General features: G+C 61.8%; 17 protein-coding genes and 1 riboswitch. Of the genes, 3 read left to right on the forward strand and 14 right to left on the reverse strand.

Going from position 1 to position 20,817, the window contains the following annotated elements; translation table 11 throughout:
* Positions 1–52: 52 nt before the first annotated feature.
* Positions 53–1,546: an FAD-linked oxidase C-terminal domain-containing protein gene (locus tag LPB73_RS20365; RefSeq protein ID WP_231077970.1), complete on the reverse strand. Its 1,494-nt coding sequence runs from the start codon at positions 1,544–1,546 to the stop codon at positions 53–55.
* 203 nt (positions 1,547–1,749) lie between these two features.
* Here LPB73_RS20365 and cycA point away from each other — a divergent pair, with 203 nt between their 5' ends.
* Positions 1,750–2,145 carry a cytochrome c-550 CycA gene (cycA, locus tag LPB73_RS20370; protein ID WP_089261949.1) on the forward strand — a complete coding sequence of 132 codons (396 nt, stop codon included), beginning with the start codon at positions 1,750–1,752 and terminating at the stop codon, positions 2,143–2,145.
* A 68-nt stretch (positions 2,146–2,213) separates the two neighbouring features.
* Here cycA and LPB73_RS20375 read toward each other — a convergent pair whose 3' ends face one another.
* From LPB73_RS20375 to LPB73_RS20395, 5 genes are all read right to left on the reverse strand, one after another.
* Positions 2,214–2,888, reverse strand: coding sequence for a TetR/AcrR family transcriptional regulator (locus LPB73_RS20375; protein WP_092139147.1), 675 nt, complete (start codon positions 2,886–2,888; stop codon positions 2,214–2,216).
* Between the two features lie 171 nt (positions 2,889–3,059).
* Positions 3,060–3,377: an AzlD family protein gene (locus tag LPB73_RS20380; RefSeq protein WP_231077971.1), complete on the reverse strand. Its 318-nt coding sequence runs from the start codon at positions 3,375–3,377 to the stop codon at positions 3,060–3,062.
* Positions 3,374–4,123, reverse strand: a complete 750-nt coding sequence (locus LPB73_RS20385) for an AzlC family ABC transporter permease (protein ID WP_231077972.1) — start codon at positions 4,121–4,123, stop codon at positions 3,374–3,376. The genes LPB73_RS20380 and LPB73_RS20385 overlap by 4 nt, the downstream gene beginning before the upstream one ends.
* Positions 4,124–4,235: 112 nt before the next feature.
* Positions 4,236–5,360, reverse strand: coding sequence for a ribonucleotide-diphosphate reductase subunit beta (locus LPB73_RS20390; protein WP_120288541.1), 1,125 nt, complete (start codon positions 5,358–5,360; stop codon positions 4,236–4,238).
* A 145-nt stretch (positions 5,361–5,505) separates the two neighbouring features.
* On the reverse strand, positions 5,506–8,436 hold the full coding sequence (locus LPB73_RS20395; RefSeq protein ID WP_231077973.1) for a ribonucleoside-diphosphate reductase subunit alpha: 2,931 nt from the start codon (positions 8,434–8,436) through the stop codon (positions 5,506–5,508).
* A gap of 119 nt (positions 8,437–8,555) precedes the next feature.
* A riboswitch (cobalamin riboswitch) is annotated at positions 8,556–8,770 on the reverse strand.
* 189 nt (positions 8,771–8,959) lie between these two features.
* On the opposite strand from LPB73_RS20395, the gene LPB73_RS20400 reads away from it, so the two are divergent.
* The gene (locus LPB73_RS20400) at positions 8,960–9,145 is read left to right on the forward strand and encodes a hypothetical protein (RefSeq protein WP_231077974.1); all 186 of its coding nucleotides are present in this window, start codon (positions 8,960–8,962) and stop codon (positions 9,143–9,145) included.
* Between the two features lie 6 nt (positions 9,146–9,151).
* Here LPB73_RS20400 and LPB73_RS20405 read toward each other — a convergent pair whose 3' ends face one another.
* Positions 9,152–10,111, reverse strand: coding sequence for a GlxA family transcriptional regulator (locus LPB73_RS20405; RefSeq protein WP_349768791.1), 960 nt, complete (start codon positions 10,109–10,111; stop codon positions 9,152–9,154).
* Positions 10,112–10,283: 172 nt separating this feature from the next.
* Here LPB73_RS20405 and LPB73_RS20410 point away from each other — a divergent pair, with 172 nt between their 5' ends.
* The gene (locus tag LPB73_RS20410) at positions 10,284–10,925 is read left to right on the forward strand and encodes an HD domain-containing protein (RefSeq protein ID WP_231077975.1); all 642 of its coding nucleotides are present in this window, start codon (positions 10,284–10,286) and stop codon (positions 10,923–10,925) included.
* Here the strand turns inward: LPB73_RS20410 and LPB73_RS20415 are convergent.
* The 7 genes from LPB73_RS20415 to LPB73_RS20445 form a co-directional block, all read right to left on the reverse strand.
* Positions 10,897–12,075: a glycosyltransferase family 87 protein gene (locus LPB73_RS20415; RefSeq protein ID WP_231077976.1), complete on the reverse strand. Its 1,179-nt coding sequence runs from the start codon at positions 12,073–12,075 to the stop codon at positions 10,897–10,899. The two genes, LPB73_RS20410 and LPB73_RS20415, sit on opposite strands and share 29 nt — an antisense overlap.
* A gap of 184 nt (positions 12,076–12,259) precedes the next feature.
* Positions 12,260–14,176, reverse strand: coding sequence for an ATP-dependent zinc metalloprotease FtsH (ftsH, locus tag LPB73_RS20420; protein WP_089261969.1), 1,917 nt, complete (start codon positions 14,174–14,176; stop codon positions 12,260–12,262).
* Between the two features lie 233 nt (positions 14,177–14,409).
* Positions 14,410–15,441, reverse strand: a complete 1,032-nt coding sequence (gene tilS, locus LPB73_RS20425; protein ID WP_231077977.1) for a tRNA lysidine(34) synthetase TilS — start codon at positions 15,439–15,441, stop codon at positions 14,410–14,412.
* Positions 15,442–15,488: 47 nt separating this feature from the next.
* Positions 15,489–16,496 carry a tol-pal system protein YbgF gene (gene ybgF / locus LPB73_RS20430; RefSeq protein WP_175366427.1) on the reverse strand — a complete coding sequence of 336 codons (1,008 nt, stop codon included), beginning with the start codon at positions 16,494–16,496 and terminating at the stop codon, positions 15,489–15,491.
* Positions 16,497–16,660: 164 nt separating this feature from the next.
* Positions 16,661–17,155, reverse strand: coding sequence for a peptidoglycan-associated lipoprotein Pal (gene pal, locus LPB73_RS20435; protein WP_068733555.1), 495 nt, complete (start codon positions 17,153–17,155; stop codon positions 16,661–16,663).
* Between the two features lie 270 nt (positions 17,156–17,425).
* Positions 17,426–18,166, reverse strand: coding sequence for an N-acyl amino acid synthase FeeM domain-containing protein (locus LPB73_RS20440; RefSeq protein WP_414716811.1), 741 nt, complete (start codon positions 18,164–18,166; stop codon positions 17,426–17,428).
* A gap of 161 nt (positions 18,167–18,327) precedes the next feature.
* Complete coding sequence (locus LPB73_RS20445) at positions 18,328–20,655, reverse strand: putative bifunctional diguanylate cyclase/phosphodiesterase (protein WP_089261975.1); 2,328 nt, start codon at positions 20,653–20,655, stop codon at positions 18,328–18,330.
* Positions 20,656–20,817: the final 162 nt, after the last annotated feature.

Below are 20,817 nucleotides of genomic sequence, written 5' to 3' on the forward strand. Positions count from 1 at the left end.
TCCGCGCGTGCTGCAAAAGCAGATGGCACTACTAACTTCACAGTTCTCATCATTAAAACCGCGGCAGATCGGGAAACGCCAGCTTGCCGCCATGCACATGTACGCGGCCAAGTTCGGCGCAGCGGTGCAATGTCGGGAACACCTTGCCGGGATTGAGCAGACCCTGTGCGTCGAAGGCACATTTGATGCGCTGTTGCTGATTGAGATCGACCTCGCTGAACATCTCCGGCATCAGGTCGCGTTTCTCGATGCCGACGCCGTGCTCGCCGGTCAGCACGCCGCCGACCTCGACGCACAGCCTCAGAATATCTGCGCCGAAGTCTTCCGCGAGCTGCAACTCGCCGGGCTTGTTCGCATCGTACAGGATCAACGGATGCAGATTGCCATCGCCGGCATGAAACACATTGGCGACGCCGAGGCCGTATTTGGCAGACATCTCCTTCATGCGACGCAGGACGAGTGGCAAGGCCGCACGCGGAATGGTGCCGTCCATGCAGAGATAATCCGGCGAGATGCGCCCAACGGCAGGGAATGCCGCTTTGCGGCCGGACCAGAACAGCAGGCGTTCCTGTTCGGAGGTCGAGATCTGGCAGGTGGTCGAGCCGCAGCCGAGCGCTATCTTCTCGACGCGCTTGATGAGTTCGTCGACCTCGACGCCGGGCCCATCGAGTTCGATGATCAGCAGTGCTTCGACATCGAGCGGATAGCCTGCATGCACAAATGCTTCCGCTGCGTGAATGGCAGGCTTGTCCATCATCTCCATGCCGCCGGGGATGATGCCGGCGCTGATGACATCGGCAACGCATTGGCCGGCCTGCTCGACCTCGGCAAAACCGATCATCAGCGCACGCGCCGTTTCCGGCTTCTGCAGGATGCGCACGGTGATTTCGGTGATGACACCCAGCAAACCTTCGGAGCCGGTGATAATCCCCATCAGGTCGTAGCCCGATGTCTCCGCGGTCTTGCCGCCAACGCGAATGACTTCGCCGGACATCAATACAATCTCGCAGCCGAGCAGATTATTGGTGGTCATGCCGTATTTGAGGCTGTGCACGCCGCCGGAATTCTCCGCGACATTGCCACCGATCGAACAGGCGATCTGGGACGACGGATCCGGCGCGTAGTAAAAGCCCGCATGCGCCACCGCCTGGCTGATGGCGAGATTGGTGACGCCGGGCTCGACGACGACGGCGCGGTTGTCGAAATCGATCTCGCGCACGCGCTTGAACTTGCCGAGACCAAGCAGCACCGCGTCGGCCAGCGGCAGCGCGCCACCGGATAATGACGTGCCCGAACCGCGCGGCACCACCTTGATGCCGTTCTCGTGACAATATTTCAGAACTTTTGAGACTTGCTCAGTCGTATCGGGCAACACGACGACCATCGGCGGCTGGCGATAGGCCATCAGCCCATCCGACTCATAGGGCAGCATTTCCGCAGCACTGGAAATCACCCCCTCGCCCGGCACCAGCTTTCGCAATGCAGCGACAATGGCCTCGCGTTTTGCGAGGACAGCCTGATCCGCCGCAGGCATCATGATGGTCATTGAACGCGCACTCCCGAAGATCGCAGCGATCACTCGGCTGCTTTGCCATGAATCAACCACGTCCGTGTGGCTTTGGGTAGCTTACCAAAGCATGACGCGTCGCATGGTGCCGGAACGCGCGGCAGCCACCATCGCACTTGTGGACTACTCGGAGCGTGTGCAACAAACTAAGCTGGAAAGCCAACCAACAAAAAGAGCCATCCATGAAGTCTGTCACTTTCGGCGCCCTGATCGTTCTTGCCGCCTCGACCGCCTCCTCCTTCGCACTTGCACAGGACGTCGCCGCCGGGAAATCCTCCTTTAACAAGTGCCTCGCCTGCCACGCTGTCGGCGACAACGCCAAGAACAAGGTCGGTCCGGAACTCAACGGGTTGAACGGCCGCAAATCCGGAACCGCCGAGGGCTATTCCTATTCGGACGCCAACAAGAATTCCGGCATCACCTGGGATGAAGCGACATTCAAGGAATACATCAAGGACCCGAAGGCCAAGATCCCGGGCACCAAGATGGCCTTTGCCGGCATCAAGAAGGAATCCGAGGTCAACGACCTCTGGGCCTTCCTCGCGCAGTTCGACAAGGACGGCAAAATCAAGCCGTAAGCGCTGAAGCCTTTTGGTTTGGCGCGTTTTCTTGATGCGAACCGGTGCCCACTGCGCTTGAAAACGCGCTAGGCGCCGGCCGCCATCTTGGTCGGCAGCACGGCCTGCACCACAAGCCCGCGGGCGCGAGCATCCATCACGCCGACGGCGCGCAGCGCCAGCAGCGTGACGGTCTGCACCGCGTCGCGCAGCTTGGCCTGATCTTCGAGATTGTCAGGCGCCATCGGCCCGACCAGCGCTTCATGCAACGCGCCGAGCAGTGCGGCGGCTGCGAGCGCCGTGTCCTGCGCCGGCAAATGACCGGCGCGAATGGCTGCCGCGATGCGGGATTCGATCTCGCCGGCGATCTCGCGGCGGCTGGCCAGTCGCGACTCCGTCACATCGACTTCGACCGGTTCGGCCAGGATGCCCCACGACAATTTGCGGTGAGAAACGACATGCACGGCGACCGTGGTCACCGCAGCGGCGAGCGCCGATGACGGACCCGGCGCAGCATCCGCAGCCCGGCGAATCGCGGCGAGTTCGTCGCGCGAGACGTCGGCGATGAGTTCGGAAATCAGGTCGGCCTTGGACGGGAAATACCGATAAACCGTGCCCGCCGCGACATTGGCGCGAACCGCAACCGGCGCAATCTGAACCGCTGCCATGCCACCTTCGGCACAGGTTTCGCGTGCCGCCGCCAGAATGGCGCTGCGCCGCGCCGCAAGCCGCTTCACGACTTGATGGGTCCGTCGGTAAACCATGAGCGTCTCATCCCCCGCACCCCTTGGCCAACCTGACGGCTGTCACAAATAAGGCGCGTAACTTCAAGGTTTTGAGCGAGCTTGAGGGTGCCCGCGATAAGAACTGAACACTAGTTCAGACTCGTTGACAAGGTGTTTTGCGCATAGCGGGATTCAACTTTTCGGGTAGATCTAGCCGCCAAAACCGAGCGCCCGCGCGGCCGCGGCTACCGCCATGCCGGTGACGACGGCAATGAAGTCGTTGCGGTGGATGATGGTCACCGCCATCGCGGCGAGGATCGCGAAAACCACGACCGGCCCGCCATTGACGGCCACGGGCAGCGCGGCGGCAACGATGATCGAGCCCGGCAATGCGTCGAGCATCCGGCGCACCCGCGGCGTGACGTTGACGTAGCCCATCAGCCAGTAGTCTCCGAGGCGCGAGGCCACCGTGACCGCGGTCATGACCGCGAAGGCGATCATCACGTCGCTGCGCAAAAATTCCGTCATGCGGACACACCCGTCGGATGCTGCGGTTCGGGTTCGTCCATGAGCCCGGCACTGATCGCTCCCGATAGCGCGCCGGCGATGATGAACCACCAGCCCGGCACCAACCAATGCACCGCGAGGGCAACGACGCCCGACACGACCCAAGGGATGGCACGGCGGGAGCCCTTCCAGGCAGGCACCAGCATCGCGGCATAGAAGGCCGGCATCACCAGATCGACACCATACTTTCTCGGGTCAGTGAGTTGTTCGGCCAGCAGGAAGCCCGGGATGGCCGAGAGCAGCCAGGTGAAATACAGCACGATGCCACCGCCGAGATAGAACGACGCATCGGCCCCGCCATGATCGCGATAGCGCATCGCGGCGAGCCAGCCGCCGTCGGTCACGAGCAGCATCGACGGATAGGCCTGCCATGCGGGCAACGTGCCGAACCACGGGCGCAGTGTCGCGCTCATCAGGAAGAAGCGGATGTTTACGGTGAGTGTGAGCAGCGCCAGCGTCGCGATCGCGCCCCGCGTCAAAACATCCGGCCACGACTGCACCGCAACAAACTGTGACAAGCCGCCATAGACCGTCGCCATCATCACTTCGACTTCGGCAAGCGTGAGGTTCTTCTGCGCACACAGCGCACCGAACGCCATGCCGAAGGCCAGCGTGCCGGGTAGCATCGGTCCGATGGCAATGATGCCGGGCACGATGGCGGCCTTCGACCAATAGGCTGGTGCTTTAGGGATGTGGGTGGCGTGCATCGACTGATCCGCGTGATGCCGAAAGGCGAGATCATGCCTGCGGGCATCACGCGATCAGGTCAAGCGATGCGGATTCATATGCGCCATGCAGCGGCGGATATGAGACCAAAGACTACTCCCAGTTCAGCGCGCCGCCATTCTGGTATTCGATCACCCGGGTCTCAAAGAAGTTCTTCTCCTTCTTGAGGTCCATGGCTTCCGACATCCACGGGAACGGGTTTTCCGTCTCAACGAACACCGGCGCCAGGCCTATCTGGGCGCAGCGACGGTTGGCGATGAAATGCATATAGGTCTCGCACAGCGCCGCATTCAGTCCGAGGAAGCCGCGCGGCATGGTGTCTCGCCCATAGGCCGCCTCGAGCTCGGCCGCGGTGCGGATCATGTCGCGGATTTCCTCCTGGAACGCCTTGGTCCAGAGGTGCGGATTCTCGATCTTGATCTGGTTGATGACGTCGATGCCGAAATTCAGGTGGATCGATTCATCGCGCAGGATGTATTGATACTGTTCGGCGATCCCGACCATCTTGTTGCGGCGGCCGAGCGACAGGATCTGCGCAAAGCCCGTATAAAACCACATGCCTTCGAAGATCACATAGAACGCCACGAGATCGCGCATGAAGGCCTGATCGGTCTCCGGCGTGCCGGTCTTGAAGTCGGGATCGTCGAGATGCTGGGTGTGCTTGAGCGCCCAGGCGGCCTTCTCGGTGATCGACGGCACCTCACGATACATGTTGAACAGCTCGCCCTCATCGAGGCCGAGACTCTCGACGATGTACTGGAAGGTGTGCGTATGCACCGCCTCCTCGAACGACTGCCGCAACAAATATTGCCGACATTCCGGGTTGGTGAGGTGGCGATAGATTGCCAGCACGATATTGTTGGCGACGAGCGACTCCGACGCGGCGAAGAAGCCGAGATTTCGCTTGATCGCGCGGCGTTCGTCTTCGGTGAGGCCATCGCGCGACTTCCACAGCGCGATGTCAGCCTGCATGGAGACTTCGGTCGGCATCCAGTGATTGTTGCAGCCGGCGAGATACTTTTCCCACGCCCATTTGTATTTCAGCGGCAGCAGCTGATTGACGTCCGCGCGGCAGTTGATCATCCGCTTCTCGTCCACCGAGACGCGGCCGCCGGAGCGGTCGATGGTGCCGAGACCCGTGGCGTCGGTGGGAGATTGCGGGATCGGGATGAAGGCGGGGGTTTTGGGAGCGGATGAGGTATCGGACCAGTCGAGCATGGGTGTTCCTTGCGTATTTGTTCGGCCCTCATGGTGAGGAGCCCGCTTCTTCAGCGGGCGTCTCGAACCATGAGCGTGGGGCCATCCTTCGAGACGCGGCCAAGAAGCCGCTCCTCAGGATGAGGTCAGTGTGTTTGGCGCACCCTTACTGGCACGCCTCGCATTCGGGGTTGTCGATCGAGCATGCCATCGCGACATTCAGCTCCGGCGCCGTGACGGAAGACTGAACGAGGATCGGCGCACCTGCTGTCTTCGCTGCTGCGCCTGTTGCCGACACCGCGTTGAGCTTCCCGTCGGTACCCTTCAGCGTCGACTTCTCCACATGCGTGGCGCTGCGCGAGCGCAGGTAGTAGGTGGTCTTCAATCCCAGCGTCCAGGCCAGACGGTAAAGCTGATCGAGCTTCTTGCCGGATGGATTGGCGATGTAGAGATTGAGCGACTGCGCCTGATCGATCCACTTCTGACGGCGCGAGGCAGCCTCGATCAGCCACGCGCTGTCGATCTCGAACGAGGTCGCGTAGAGCGCCTTGAGATCGTCAGGCACGCGATCGATCGATCCGACACTGCCGTCGAAATATTTGAGGTCGGAGACCATCACCTCGTCCCACAGGCCCCTCTTTTTCAGATCGCGCACAAGGAAGGCGTTCACCACCGTGAAATCGCCTGACATGTTCGATTTGACATAGAGGTTCTGATAGGCCGGCTCGATCGACTGCGCGACGCCGCAGATATTGGAGATCGTCGCTGTCGGCGCAATCGCCATCACGTTGGAATTGCGCATGCCGGTGGACTTCACGCGGTCACGCAGGCCGTTCCAGTCGAGCTTGGTCGAGCGATCCATCTGCACGCTGCCGCGTGCCTCCGCGAGTATCTCGATGGAGTCGATCGGCAGGATGCCGCGGCTCCACAGCGATCCCTCAAAGGACGGATAGCGGCCGCGCTCGGCGGCGAGATCCACCGATGCCGAGATGGAATGGAAGGCAATCGCTTCCATGCTGGTGTCGGCAAACGCCACGGCCGCATCCGACGCCATCGCGATACCCTGCGCCTGCAGTGCATCCTGAAAGCCCATCAGACCCAGACCCACCGGACGATGCTTGAGGTTGGAGCGGCGCGCTTCCGGGATGGTGTAGAAATTGATGTCGATGACATTGTCGAGCATCCGCATCGCCGTGGTCACGGTGCGCTTGAGCCTGATGCGATCGAGACCATCCTTGCCGATATGATTGAGCAGGTTGACCGAGCCGAGATTGCAGACGGCCACTTCGTCGTCCGAGGTGTTCAGCGTGATCTCGGTACAAAGATTCGATGAGTGAATCACGCCGGCATGCTGCTGCGGCGAGCGCAGGTTGCAGGGATCCTTGAAGGTGATCCAGGGATGGCCGGTCTCGAACACCATGGTCAGCATGCGACGCCACAGATCAGTGGCCCGCACCTTCTTGAACACGCGGATCTCGCCGCGCGCGGCCTTTTCCTCATAGGCCGCGTATCGTTCGGCAAACGGCTTGCCATAGAGATCGTGCAGCTCAGGCGTTTCGTCCGGCGAGAACAGCGTCCATTCACCGTCGGCTTCGACGCGCTGCATGAACAGATCCGGCACCCAGTTAGCGGTGTTCATGTCGTGGGTGCGACGGCGGTCATCGCCGGTGTTCTTGCGGAGATCGAGAAACTCCTCGATGTCGATGTGCCAGGTTTCCAAGTAGGCGCAGACCGCACCCTTGCGCTTGCCGCCCTGGTTGACGGCAATGGCCGTATCGTTGGCGACCTTCAGGAACGGCACCACGCCCTGGCTCTCGCCATTGGTGCCCTTGATATGCGCGCCGAGACCGCGCACGCGCGTCCAGTCATTGCCGAGACCGCCGGAATATTTCGCCAGCAGTGCATTGTCCTTCACCGACTTGAAGATGCCGTCGAGATCGTCCGCCACCGTGGTGAGGAAGCAGGACGACAGCTGCGGCCGCTGCGTACCCGAATTGAACAACGTCGGCGTCGAGGCCATGAAGTCGAACGACGACAACAGATTGTAAAATTCGATGGCGCGGGCTTCGCGGTCGATCTCGCGCAGCGCGAGGCCCATGGCAACGCGCATGAAGAAGGCCTGCGGCAGTTCGATGCGATTGCCCTGCACATGCAGGAAGTAGCGGTCATAGAGCGTCTGCAATCCCAGGAACTGGAACTGAAGGTCCCCTTCCGGCTTTAGCGCGGCGGCTATGCGCTTGAGATCGAAGCGCGCGAGTTCGGGATCGAGCAGCTCGGCCGCAATGCCGGTCTTGATACAGGCGCCGAAATATTCGGCGTAGCGCGTGGTCATGTCGGCCTGCGACGCGTTGGTCGGAGAGCCGTGCACAAAGGACAGGACTTCGGTGCGCAGTTTGTCGAGCAGCAGGCGGGCGCTGACAAAGGTGTAGTTCGGCTCCTGCTCCACCAGCGTGCGCGCGGCCATGATGCCGGCCAGTGCCAGCTCATCCAGCGTGATGCCGTCATAGAGATTGCGGCGGGTTTCCTCCAGCACCGGGGCGGCATCGACGCCATCAAGGCCGGCGCAGGCCTCGTTGACGATCAGCGCGAGACGCGCCGAATCGAGCGGGGCGCGGGTGCCGTTGGTGAGCGTGACATGCAGCACCGGTGCGGTGGAGACGAGCGCCGGCCTGGCGGCCAGTTCCTCCGCGCGGGTGCGAGCGCGCTCCTCGCGGTACAGCACATAGGCGCGGGCCACCTTGTGGTGCTCGCTGCGCATCAGCGCCAGTTCGACCTGATCCTGGACGTCCTCGATATGGAAGGTGCGGCCTTCACCGACGCGGCGAGTCAGCGCCGCCACGACTTCGCCGGTCAGCTGTTCCACCGCCTCATGGACGCGGCGCGAGGCCGCTGCCGTGTGGCCCTCGACGGCCAGAAAGGCCTTGGTCATCGCGACGGAAATCTTGCTGCCGTCGAAGGGAGATACGGTGCCGTTGCGCCGGATGATCTGCATCGAGGGTTCGCGCGCAGGCGCAGCGAGCGTTTCCGGCGACAGTTGAATCAGCGGCGCATGAGCCGCATCGCGTCCGTTGGACAAAACAGAAGATGAAGTAGGCATCGGCAAGACCCCGTGTGATGCATCAAGCAATGGGGGCTGGGGCCGAAAGGACGCTGCAAAATACACGGCGGAGATCCGCCGGCATTGCCTGCAAGCGACCGCTGGGACACCCCGCCCATGGACGTTCTGGTGTCGCGGCAGGTCTCCTGGCTCGCAGGTCAATGTCTGTTTCAGCCTTCCCGATGCTTGCGCATCAGTGACTTCAATCGAAACAGACTCACTGCTTACAGTTGCGGGGGCAGCGCCGGAATATGACGAAAAACAACGTCTTTACCGGCTTCCCTCTTAGCCACCAAGTCTTGCGACAGGGCGGACCGTGACATCTACATTTGGTGTGACCCGCGGTGTAGTGTCAAGCGGGCATTGGAGCCGAACGCAACAAATTCGGTAGGGCTGTTGGTTCAGTGGACAACCGCTTGCGTGGCGGAAACCGCGGGGTCGTTGGCGGTTTCTGCACGATGCGATTCGTTGCCGCCGAGCACCGCGAAGCGCAGAACATCGTGATCAACCGATGGAGGATGCGATGCGCGACCTGATGACGACCACTGAAAGGATCAACTTCAACGCTTTCGTGGGGCACGCAGGCGCGGTCACGGCGTTCGAGACGACGGATCAGATCGCCCGGCGCCGCCTCGACGAGATGCTGAACGAAGCGCTGATGGACAGCTTTCCTGCGAGTGATCCGATTTCTTCGCTGCAGCTCGCCTGAGCAGAATCAGACCGCGCGAAAGCTGGCCCGATAGTGGCTGGGCGTCAGGCCCAGGCGTCGCACGAAGACCTGACGCATATGTTCGGCGGTGGTGAAACCGGATTCATAAGCCACCACCTTGAGCGGCAGATCGCTGCCTTCGAGACGATTACGCGCCGTGTCGATCCGGGCGCCCTCGACAAAATCTGCCGGCGTCATCTTTGTTTCCTGCTTGAATGTCCGCGCGAAGGTGCGCGCGCTCATGCCCGCCACATCGGCCAGTTCATCCACGCTGTGTGCGTCACGCAGATGCGCCATCACATGGGCATGGACTCGCGCGATCGGCGAGTCCGGCTCGGCCGGCGGTACCAGATACGGACTGAATTGCGACTGGCCACCCTGGCGCTGCGCCACCACGACCAGACGCTTGGCCACAGCCAACGCAACGTCCGCGCCATGATCTTCCTGGACCAGCGCGAGACCCAGATCGATGCCTGCGGTGACGCCGGCTGACGTCACCAGCGCACCGTCACGACTGTAGATGCGATCGAACTCCACATGCGCTTTGGGAAAACGCAGCGCCAATAGCGGCGCGTTCTGCCAGTGCGTCGTCACCGTCTTGTCGTCAAGCAAGCCTGCATGGCCGAGCGCGAATGCCCCGGTGCAGACCGAGCCATAACGCTCCGCATGGAGCGCCGCATTGGCCAGCCACTCTGTAAGCTGCGGATCCGCCTCTGCCGTCGGCAGCCCAGGCCCGCCGGCCACCAGAACCAGATCCCAGGGTTTGTTCGCATCACTGAACGCCAGATCGGCGGATATCCGCAAACCGTTCGATGCACGTAGCGGCGCGCAGTCTGCAGCGACAAGTGTGATGTCGTAGCCGTCGCCCGGCGCGACGAAGCCATTGGCCTCCATGAACACATCGAGCGGACCGGCTACGTCCAGCGACTGGACGCTCGGAAAGATCGCAAGAGCAACAGTCTTCATGGTGATGCTTCATTCCATCGATGGCAGTGAACCCAAGCGTTACGGAACAGATAGTCGCCTTCCGGCAGGAAATCACGGGCGAATGGCAGCTTTGCAGGGCGCGGCGTGATTGCGAGGACACCGCCCGCCGGCGACAACGGACGCATCACAACAACCCTGCAAGGAGCATCTCATGAGCAAAACGATTGCCGGCATCAAAGTGCCCGACAGCGCCCTCGCCCGCCAGGTCGATCAGCTTGTGCGCGACACCGAAAGCGATCTTCTGTATCATCATTCCAATCGGGTTTTCCTGTTCGGCGCGCTCGCCGGGCAGCGCAAGGGTCTCAAGGTCGATTCCGAGTTACTTTATGTCGGCGCGATGTTTCACGACATGGGTCTGCAGGCGCCCTATGCGAGTGAGGAGGAGCGCTTCGAGGTCGATGGCGCGAATGCTGCCGCGGACTTTCTGCGCAGCCACAGTATCGATGAGCGCGACATCGACGATGTCTGGGACGCCATCGCGCTTCACACGACACCGGGCATTCCCAAGCACAAACGGCCCGTGGTGGCGCTCGTCACTGCGGGTGTTGAGATGGATGTATTGGGTCTGGAGTATGATGCCTTCACCGCACATCAGCGCCACGAAGTGTGTGCCTGCCATCCGCGCGGCCATGACTTCAAGAACGGGATCATCGATGCGTTCGCTGCAGGGACGATCCACAAGCCGGAGACCACCTTCGGCAACGTCAAGGCCGACGTGCTCGACCTCCGCGACCCCACTTACAAGCGCGGGAATTTCTGCAGCATCATCCTGAACTCGGCGTGGAGCGAGTAGACTCCCGCACGCGCATGGCGATCAACGCTGCCACCAGCAGCGTTGCGCCAAAGCCCGTGGGTGCACCGAAGAATGGATAGGCGATCAGCAGCACAGCTGCGAGGCCAAGCACCGGCAGTTCGTGACGGCGAAAGCCTTCGGCGAGACCGATACGGGCGATGAAGCCGATGGCAATCGCAAGCACCATCACGTCGTACAGGAAAAGGTAGGGCGTCGTGAGCAAGGCGCCGACTGCCAGCGCAGCGGCTTTCAGTTCATAGCGCGCGCTGCTGCGCCACAACGGCACCAGCACCGCTACGACGGCACCAATCATGATCCACTGGAACGTCCAGGCCAGCGGCTCGCTGCCGTCGAAATAGCGCACCAGTGCGAAGACGCTCTGCATCTTGCCCCATGGCGCGCGGCCTTCGGTGAGGAAGGCCTGCGAGAACATCGGCATCCAGTGAATGAAGGCCTGCCAGCTCTCGGTGCCAAAAGCGAGCCACGACACCGCGGCCAGCAGCACGGTTGTGATGCCCGCGCTGACGAAGGCCTTCCATTGTGACGCTGCGATCAGCATCAGCGGAAACAGGAAACCATATTGCGGCTTGTAGCTGAGCAGGCCCAGACAGATCCCCGACAGGATCGGCCGCGTCGGCAGCAGCACCAGCATGCCGCCGATCAGCGCCGCTGTCAGAAATCCATTCTGCCCGACAAGGCCGTTGGTCATCACCACCGGAAAAGCCGCAGCCAGTAAAAGGCCGAAGGGACGACCGACGATCGCACGCATCGCCGCCAGATACGGCACGAAGCTGACGGCAGCCCAGCCAGCAAAGGCCACGGCATAAGGCAGCTTTGCGAGCAGTGCCGCGATGAACAGGAACGGTGGCGGATAATGCCAGGCGAAATTGCCGGAATAGCTCTGACCGAGAACCGCTATCTGGACCTTTTTCTGGATGTCCCAGTCATAGGCCCAGGCCGGATGACCATCGAGCACCAATCTCCCGGCAGACCACACATTGACGAAGTCGGTGGGCGAGCCGAGGCCGTCTTCATAGATCCAGCCGCGACCGTAGAAGGTCGGAAAGAAGGCGAGATGCAGCATCGTCAGGATCGTGCAGACGATCAGCAGCGCCGGCGGAACAGGCCCACGCTCAGGTATCGAAGTCATGATGAGCGGCGCTGGCATAGGGTCCCCAATGCGCATCGAGGGCGCCGGGCGACAGTGCCGAGGGAAGTTTGAGGAAGGTTTAAGTGGGACGTGGTCCCCAGATCGGGCCTCGCTCCATTTGAGCTACAGATAACAAAAAACGCGGCCTTTCGGCCGCGTTTTGCATATTTGCGTGTGAACGACTTTACGCCTGCGGCTGCGGCTCCAGGCCACCGTCCGGACGCGGGCGCGGCTTGCCAGCGGGCGGCACAGCCGAGGTGCGCGGGCCCGACGGCTCCAGCACCGACTCGCGGTTCGGCTTCTTGCCATTCAGCAAATCCGTGATCTCGTCGCCCGAGAGGGTTTCGAATTCGAGCAAGCCCTTGGCCAGCGTTTCGAGGTCATCGCGCTTCTCGGTGAGGATCTTGGTCGCTTCGTCATAGCCTTCGGCGACCAGACGCTTCACTTCGGAGTCGATCTTCTGCGCCGTGGATTCCGAGACCGCCTGGGTGCGGTTCATCTGCATGCCGAGGAAGACTTCGTCGTTGTTCTCGCCATACGACACCGTACCGAGTTCTTCCGACAGGCCCCAGCGCGTCACCATCATGCGAGCCAAGCGCGTGGCCTGCTCGATGTCGGAGGACGCACCCGAGGTGACCTTGTTGCGGCCGAAGATCAATTCTTCAGCAACGCGGCCGCCCATCATGATGGCGAGGCGCGAGGTCATCTGCTCCAGGGACATCGACATCTTGTCGCGTTCCGGCAGCTGCATGACCATGCCGAGCGCACGGCCGCGCGGAATGATAGTCGCCTTGTGGATCGGGTCGGTGGCGATGACGTTGAGGCCGACGATGGCGTGACCGCCTTCGTGATAGGCCGTCAACATCTTCTCTTCCTCGGACATCACCAGCGACTTGCGCTCGGCGCCCATCATCACCTTGTCCTTGGCCTCTTCGAACTCGCTCTGCGTCACCATACGCTTGTTACGGCGCGCGGCGGTCAGGGCGGCTTCGTTGACGAGGTTCATCAGGTCCGCGCCGGAGAAACCGGGCGTGCCGCGAGCGATGGTCTTGAGGTTGATATCCGGCGCCAGCGGCACCTTGCGGACATGGACCTTGAGGATCTGCTCGCGGCCGACGACGTCCGGATTTGGTACCACGACCTGACGGTCGAAACGGCCGGGACGCAGCAGCGCGGGATCCAGCACGTCAGGACGGTTGGTGGCGGCGATCAGGATCACGCCTTCGTTGGCTTCGAAGCCGTCCATCTCAACCAGCAACTGGTTGAGGGTCTGTTCGCGCTCGTCATTGCCGCCGCCGAGACCGGCGCCACGATGACGACCGACGGCGTCGATTTCGTCGATGAAGATGATGCAGGGCGCGTTCTTCTTGGCCTGCTCGAACATGTCACGCACACGGGATGCGCCGACGCCGACAAACATTTCGACGAAGTCCGAACCCGAAATGGTGAAGAACGGCACGTTAGCTTCGCCCGCGACCGCACGCGCGATCAGCGTCTTACCGGTGCCGGGAGGGCCAACCAGCAGCACGCCGCGCGGGATACGTCCGCCGAGGCGCTGATACTTGCCGGGGTCGCGCAGGAATTCGACGATTTCCTGCAGATCCTGTTTGGCCTCATCGACACCGGCGACGTCCTCGAAGGTGACGCGGCCATGCGCTTCCGTCAGCATCTTGGCGCGCGACTTGCCGAAGCCCATCGCCTTGCCGGCGCCGCCCTGCATCTGGCGCGACAGGAAGATCCACACGCCGATCAGCGCGATGAACGGCAGCCATGAGACGAGCAGCGACACGAACCACGGCACGTTGTCGCCCGGAGCCTTCGCGGTGATCGAGACCTTGGCGTCATACAGACGCTTGATCAGGGTCGGGTCGCTCGGGGCATAGGTCTGGAAGCTGGAGCCGTTGGTGAAGGTGCCGTGAATCTCGGGACCCTGGATTACGACATCGCGGACGTGATTTTGATCAACTTCGGTGAGGAGCTGCGAGAACGAAATGTCCTGCGAGGCGGTGCGCTGACCAGGATTCTGGAAAAGCGTGAACAGCGCCAGCAGCAACAAAACGATAATGACCCAGAGGGCAAAATTGCGCAGGTTCGCGTTCATCGATCTTCCTTCGTCGCCGCGCGAAATCGCGGCCTTATTCCCTTGTGGGTCGCCACAAGGGTTCACCCTGGGTCGGTCGGATACAATCTAGGTGCGACCGAGGGCGCTGCCAAGGGAACTGGGATGGACTATTTAACGCATCTACGCGCATTTCCGGTTCAAATAATGGCAGTGCTGACAGGGTTTTCCCACGGTGGTTAAGGTACTGTGGGGCCACAGGTAGGTCTTTGCACTCAATCGGCGCGGCGACGCCTGGGCGGCGCCGGAACGATTCTCAGGCGGTCCTGCGTCAGCGTGATCATGGCACCGGCGAGCGTCTGCTTCAGCAGAGTACCTTTCCCGCCCGATCGCGTGGCCTGAACGATGGCGAATACAAGCGTTTCGACCTTGCCGAGCTCGGCCGGCCCTTCGTGCCCGACCTGATCGATCATCCGCAGCAACAACCGAACGCGAATTTCCTCCGCCAGCCCCGCAAATGCTCCCGCATCGATGGCTTCAGGCATCTTGCCCGGACTGTGCAGCGCCAGAAACCGCTCTGCCCCGTCGACCATCAGTTCCAGCGCCGCATCGGCACGCCGCAGCCGGGTAGCGAGCCGGCCGAGGTTACGCGAATCGAAGCCCTCGGACGCCAGCGCCGGCATCAGCGCCCGCAGCCGCGGGCGGGTGTAGCTTGGGTCGGAATTACTGGGATCGGTCGCGAAGTCGATTTTCGCTTTGGTCAGCGTAGTAACAAGCTGCGCCTTCGCGATGTGCAAAAAGGGACGCGCGAGCTGGATACCGTCACGCTCGGTCAGCCGCGCCATGCCCGCGAGGCCGGCAATGCCGCTGCCGCGCGCCATCCGCATGAGGAGGGTCTCAGCCTGGTCGTCACGGGTGTGCGCCGTGAGTACATGGGAGGCGCCGGCACTACGCGCGGCCTTGGCGAGCAACAGATAGCGCGCTTCGCGGGCCGCGGCAGGCAGTCCGGTTTTCGGCTTGGCGCCAGTCCAGCGGAGAGTGCGGTGAGGAATATCGAGAGATGCCGCGAGCCGCTTCACGTCGCGGGCCTCGCGGGCCGCTTCAGGTCGCAAACCATGGTCGATGGTCACGGCAATAAGGTCGGGGCCGCGCTTGAGCGCACGCCGCCAACGCGCGGCGAGCCACATCAGGGCGACGGAATCAGGACCGCCCGACACGGCAAGGACCAATGCTGGCGCGGACGCCCAGTCAGCGAATAGCTGCTTCGCCATCTGGACCGAAATCGGCGACTGGTCGTCGTCGGACATGCGCGTCAGAACCGGTTGCGACCCGGCTCATCGTCCGGGTCGATCACCTAGCACTTAACGCGTTTTTGCTCGCGGTCCACGCCCTGTTTCACGCCGGCCGAGGCACGGGGATATTTCCGTGTCACTTCACCGAAGGCGGCACAGGCCGCTTCCTTTTCCTTCAGCGCGGCCAGCGACTGGCCAAGCCGCAGCAACGCATCGGGCGCCTTGGCGGAGGTGTCGTATTTCGTGGTCACGCCGAGGAATACTTCGGCGGCATCGCGATATTTCTGACGCTGGAAGAAGCTCTCGCCGAGCCAATACTGCGAATCCGCAATCATTGGATCGCCAGGATATTTCTGGGCGAAGTTGCGCATAGTCTCTTCGGCCAGCGCATAATCACGACGCTGCATATAGCCAATGCCGAGATCGAACTCGTCCTTCGGGGTCGCGCCCGGCGGCAAGGTCGTCAGTGCTGGCGCTGCTCCGGCCGGGGCGGCATTACCCAGCGGGAGCGGCTCGCCGGCCCCACGACCGCCCTGTGCACCGACCGGTGCGTTTGCGGGCATGGGCTGCTGCCCGCCACCCAGCGCGCGCGGCACCCCCGGCGCATTGGGGTTCGCATTGGGATCGAACGCATCGTTACGACGGCCAACGCGAGGAGCCGGCGCGGGATCCTGAGCAATTGGTGCAGGTGCCGCGATCTGCGGCTGTTGCTGATTGTAACCGGGCTGCGGCGCCTGCTGCACCGGGGCGGCAGCGATATTGGGCCGGCCACCGGCAGCACCGGGAGGCGCACCGGCCGGGGCGCCACCGGCCTGCAGCTGCCGCAGCTGATCTTCGAGCTGGCGGTTCCGGAATTGCAGCTCCTCGTTCTGGCCGGTGAGCTGCCGCAGCTGGTTCTGCAACCGCTCGATCTGCAAGCCCTGATCGGCATCGTCGTCGCCCGACTGCTGGCCGTAGCCCTGCTGACGGGGAGCCGGTTGACCAAACAACTGCGCCCAAACCGGCGAAGCCGTGACGAGCAGCATGGAGACGAGTGCAGCGCCGGCGAGCGAATGAGATCTGGATGACATTTGAGCCTGAAAATGACCGGTTTCGCGCCCCATCGGCGCGCATCACGATGAGGATTTCACTACGCCAAAAATGTGACTTTCGACAGCGACAAAGGCGCCCGTTGAAAACAAAAACGGCGCCTGCCCCGGGGGCAGACGCCGTTCTGTTTGATATCAGACGTCGCTTACGCGCCGGCGTTCAGCACGGTAACTGCACGGCGGTTCTGCGACCAGCACGAGATGTCGTTACACACCGCGACCGGACGTTCCTTGCCGTAGGAGATGGTGCGCATCCGGCTGGCATCGATCCCGCGCGAGGCCAGGAAGGTGCGAACCGACTGGGCACGGCGGGCGCCGAGCGCAATATTGTATTCGCGGGTGCCGCGCTCGTCCGCATGACCTTCGATGGTGAAGGAATAGCGGTTGTACTGCTGCAGCCACTGCGCCTGCTTGTCCAGGGTCGCGATCGCCTGCGGCGACAGTTCGGTCTGATCGCTCTCGAAGAACACGCGATCGCCGACATTGACGACGAAGTCCTGCTGGCTGCCCGGCGTGGCGGCATTGGCCATCGCACCATCGGCACCCAAACCGTTCTTGTTGGCGCAGGCGCCCATCGACAGCGCCACGGCCAGCACTGCAGCCAGTTTTAATCCCTGGAGGATACGCATCTGATGCTTCATTCCCGGAGCCTCCACGCTCACGCTTTACCCAACTGTCATTCGGTCTACAGGGCGTTGGTTAAGCGAACGTTCCGTCAACCTTGATGAGGTGTTGCCAAAACCGATCAAAAGCCACAGGCCGCGAAAAAGCAACGACGTGGTTAATGGTTGGCAAATGTGGCGCGACGGTGAAGGTTCTGAGAAAGCAGCTGGTTTTAGGCAGAATCCCGCTGCGGGACTGCTGGGATAGCCAGCAATGACCGGCGACCGGACTGTCGCCCCCCTTCACCCTCAGGTGCGGGGCAACACCGCGGCCTGGGCGATATGGAACTCAGATGAATGAAGATCCGGCGCCAGGGGCTCGCTCTTGCGCTCGAACAGAGCCCGCTGCTCGAAGAGACTGGAGCGGAAATGTGGGTAGCGCATGAAAATGCGTTCGCGCACCGCGGCGTAGTCGGCCGCCATCAGGCATAGCGGCTTTGTCAGCGTCGGATAAGGCCGCGGCTCGCACATCGGCGTCTGCAGGAAAACCTTGCGATAGAACGCGCGATGCTCGGCGCGCACGGTCGCCGTCCCGATATCGGCTTTGAAATAGCCGCAGGCGACATAGCCCAGCCGAACCGTCATATAGGGCAGTTCAGGAAACTTGGTGCGGTTGTTCGGGTCGGCCACGAAGCGGTTCGGGTCGACGATGATCTTCCCTTTCTCTAGCTCGGGACGCAGCAAGTCCCCGAATGCATCGACGGCGGGCGTTTCCGGATTGTCCGGCGTCGCTACGCTGACGCGCAGCGAACTGGCGAGCTCGCCATCAACGAATATCCCGAAAGTCCATGAATTCGGCAAATCATCGAAACGGTCGGCGAGACGGCGATCCGCGCGAGGCTCGATAGCCCCCTCATGGAGATAGGCTCTATAGCGCAGGCTATAGATCGCCTCTTTCTCAGCTTCGGTTTCGGCAAGACGGTAGTCAACCCGGTCGAGAATATCGCTGCGCTTCGAAGCTTCAGTCGCTTGATCGGCCGAAGCCATCATTCCGTCTCCTACGCACCAACGCCATGACTACGCGAGTAAGGAAAGGTTAAAGCTTTCTTAAAAGTTGTCAAAGGTTCTGCCACAATGTGGTTAACCCTTTTGGCCTATTCGGCGCGCGAAACGAATGGAAATGGAAATTCGAGAGTGTGGCCCGCGGCTGGTCAGGCCGGTGCGCGCGTGGCCTCGACATTGGCGCCGGGCTCGATCACGCGACGTCCGTGGGACGCGTCCAGGAGCTGCCTGATCCGGGTCGCAGGCACCGGGCGGCTGAACAGATAGCCCTGCGCCTCGCTGATCGTGCCGTCGGCACTGATCAGCTCGAGTTGCTCGTTGGTCTCGATGCCTTCGACGACAACCGTCATTCCCAGATCGGCACTGAGGCGCGCAACGCCGCGCAGCAGCGTCAACGGACGGTCCGTATCGATCCCTTCGAGGAATGAGCGATCGATCTTCACCTTCTGCAGCGGGAAATTGTGCAGATAGCTCAGGCTCGAATAGCCGGTACCGAAATCGTCGAGCGAAATCCGACAACCTGCTGCGTGAAGCTGCGCGAGGGCATCGTGGGTCCACTGCGTATTACGCAGCAGCGACGATTCGGTGATCTCGATCTCGAGACGACGCGCCGGCAGCCCGGACACATCGAGGGCGTAGCGTACCTCGCTCAACACATCGCGCTGATGAAACTGCTGCGACGAGAAGTTGACGGCGACGCTGACCGCGTCCGGCCACTTCATGCATTCGATACAGGCCTTGCGCAGAATCCACCGGCCAAGATCGACGATCAGGCCCATGTCTTCTGCGACGGGAATGATATCGACCGGCGAAACAGTGCCGCGGACAGGATGATTCCAGCGCAGCAGCGCTTCGCAGGTCGAGATGCGTCCCGACTTCAGATTGACCAGCGGCTGGTAGTAAATCTCGAATTCTTCATTGGCGAGCGCCTGGCGCAGATCCAGTTCGAGCACGCGGCGCGCCTCGACCGTCTGGGCCATCTCGTCGCGGAAGAAGCAGAAGGTGCCACGGCCTGAGGCCTTCGCACGATACAACGCCATATCGGCGTTCTTCAAAAGGTTGTCAGCGCTGACATCGGGTTCCGTCAAGGCGATGCCGACGCTGGCGCCGATCTCGACCTGATGATTGTCGACCTCGTAGCGCTCACTGAGCCGTTCGACGATGCGACGCGCCAGATCGGCTGCATCATGATTTGTCTTGATGGCACGTTGGAACACGACAAATTCGTCGCCGCCAAAACGAGCCACGAAGTCATCCGCGCGCAACATTTCGCGCAGCCGATCGGCGACCATGCACAACAGCTGATCACCGCATGGATGACCAAGCGTATCGTTGACCTGCTTGAACTGATCGAGATCGACGAACAGCAGGGCCGACAGCGTGGATTGGTCCGAGCTCTTCAGCATGCGGCCGATTTCGTTCCGGAAACTGACCCGGTTCGGCAGCCCCGTCAATTCGTCGAAACGCGCCATGTGGCTGATACGCGCTTCGGAATTGCGGCGCTCGGTAATGTCTTCAAGCAGAACGACCGTGCCGCCGCCGACCATCGGCTGAAACTTCCACGACAATGCGCGTTCGCTCTCGTGGGCATGATCAAGGGTCGTGATTTCGGCCGCCTTCGAGCTTTCAATCTCGGTGATGATGGTCATCGCGCTGGCCGACGACACCGTCCCCGCATTGACGCAGAGCGAGACGACTTCGCGAGCAGTCACGCCGCGCTGCACGAGATCCTCTGAAATCTCCATCATCGCAGTGAAGCGATTGTTGAGCACCGCCAACCGACCATCAGCGCCGAACATGCACAGGCCGTTGGGCATGTTGTTCAGCGCCGTATCGAACTGGCCAGCGATGGAGCCGACCCGCTCGGTGGCCAGCAGCGCCTTGACGTAGACGTCATGCAGACGAAGCGTGATCCGGCGCAGGCCGACAAAGAACAGAACGTTCAGAAACGCAAAGCCGATATAGTAGAAGTCACCGTGGATAATCAGCGCCAGCGCCATCGGACCGCACGCCAGGAGCACCTGCAACTGCGCGATCTTCGGACGGCCATAGGTTCGGCCGGCACCGGCCGCGATATAAGCGACGGTCACTGCCGTACCCAGCATATGCGCGACCGGATCATCGCTGCCGAGCAGAACGACCCAACACCACAGGCCCAACGCGGCTGCATAGAGCGAGCCGCCAACCATGTAATTGAATTCCCAGCGGATCGCCTCGTCGGGCGTCAGCGCGGTCTCGCGCTTTTCATAGCGGCTAAGCTGAAGGGCCCGCAAAGCGCCAATGACGATGATCAGGGCGGCGCATGGCCACAGCAAAGGGTTGCCGGTCTTCACCGCAGTCATGACTGCGCCGGTTCCGGCGCAGACCGCACCGGCCAGCATCGGAATCGGGTTTTCGAACAAGGAATCGACGAGCGCCGTGTAGATCGACGGCGACATCGATTTGCTGTTCGTCCGGTTGTGGTCGGCGAGCTGCATCGGGCGTAAATGCGTCCTGTTCAGGCGCACATTGGTACCGGGTCCTGATGAAGTCTTTCTGAGGGAACATCGTTAGCGAACTGTTTACGCATTCGCATAAACAGCAAATCTGCTCGTGATTTCAGCGCGGTGGGCAAAGTTTGCCGGGAATAGCCGGTAATC

Source organism: Tardiphaga sp. 37S4, from assembly GCF_021044645.1.
Classification (GTDB): domain Bacteria; phylum Pseudomonadota; class Alphaproteobacteria; order Rhizobiales; family Xanthobacteraceae; genus Tardiphaga; species Tardiphaga robiniae.

Coding starts and splice junctions, on each gene's coding strand:
- tilS (WP_231077977.1), bottom strand. CDS start 15,441: ATGTCCGACGACGACCAGTCGCCGATTTCGGTCCAGATGGCGAAGCAG.
- LPB73_RS20380 (WP_231077971.1), bottom strand. CDS start 3,377: ATGACGGAATTTTTGCGCAGCGACGTGATGATCGCCTTCGCGGTCATG.
- LPB73_RS20405 (WP_349768791.1), bottom strand. CDS start 10,111: ATGAAGACTGTTGCTCTTGCGATCTTTCCGAGCGTCCAGTCGCTGGAC.
- LPB73_RS20445 (WP_089261975.1), bottom strand. CDS start 20,655: ATGCAGCTCGCCGACCACAACCGGACGAACAGCAAATCGATGTCGCCG.
- pal (WP_068733555.1), bottom strand. CDS start 17,155: ATGAAGCATCAGATGCGTATCCTCCAGGGATTAAAACTGGCTGCAGTG.
- ftsH (WP_089261969.1), bottom strand. CDS start 14,176: ATGAACGCGAACCTGCGCAATTTTGCCCTCTGGGTCATTATCGTTTTG.
- cycA (WP_089261949.1), top strand. CDS start 1,750: ATGAAGTCTGTCACTTTCGGCGCCCTGATCGTTCTTGCCGCCTCGACC.
- LPB73_RS20395 (WP_231077973.1), bottom strand. CDS start 8,436: ATGCCTACTTCATCTTCTGTTTTGTCCAACGGACGCGATGCGGCTCAT.
- ybgF (WP_175366427.1), bottom strand. CDS start 16,496: ATGTCATCCAGATCTCATTCGCTCGCCGGCGCTGCACTCGTCTCCATG.
- LPB73_RS20385 (WP_231077972.1), bottom strand. CDS start 4,123: ATGCACGCCACCCACATCCCTAAAGCACCAGCCTATTGGTCGAAGGCC.
- LPB73_RS20440 (WP_414716811.1), bottom strand. CDS start 18,166: ATGATGGCTTCGGCCGATCAAGCGACTGAAGCTTCGAAGCGCAGCGAT.
- LPB73_RS20410 (WP_231077975.1), top strand. CDS start 10,284: ATGAGCAAAACGATTGCCGGCATCAAAGTGCCCGACAGCGCCCTCGCC.
- LPB73_RS20415 (WP_231077976.1), bottom strand. CDS start 12,075: ATGACTTCGATACCTGAGCGTGGGCCTGTTCCGCCGGCGCTGCTGATC.
- LPB73_RS20375 (WP_092139147.1), bottom strand. CDS start 2,888: ATGGTTTACCGACGGACCCATCAAGTCGTGAAGCGGCTTGCGGCGCGG.
- LPB73_RS20400 (WP_231077974.1), top strand. CDS start 8,960: ATGCGCGACCTGATGACGACCACTGAAAGGATCAACTTCAACGCTTTC.
- LPB73_RS20365 (WP_231077970.1), bottom strand. CDS start 1,546: ATGACCATCATGATGCCTGCGGCGGATCAGGCTGTCCTCGCAAAACGC.
- LPB73_RS20390 (WP_120288541.1), bottom strand. CDS start 5,360: ATGCTCGACTGGTCCGATACCTCATCCGCTCCCAAAACCCCCGCCTTC.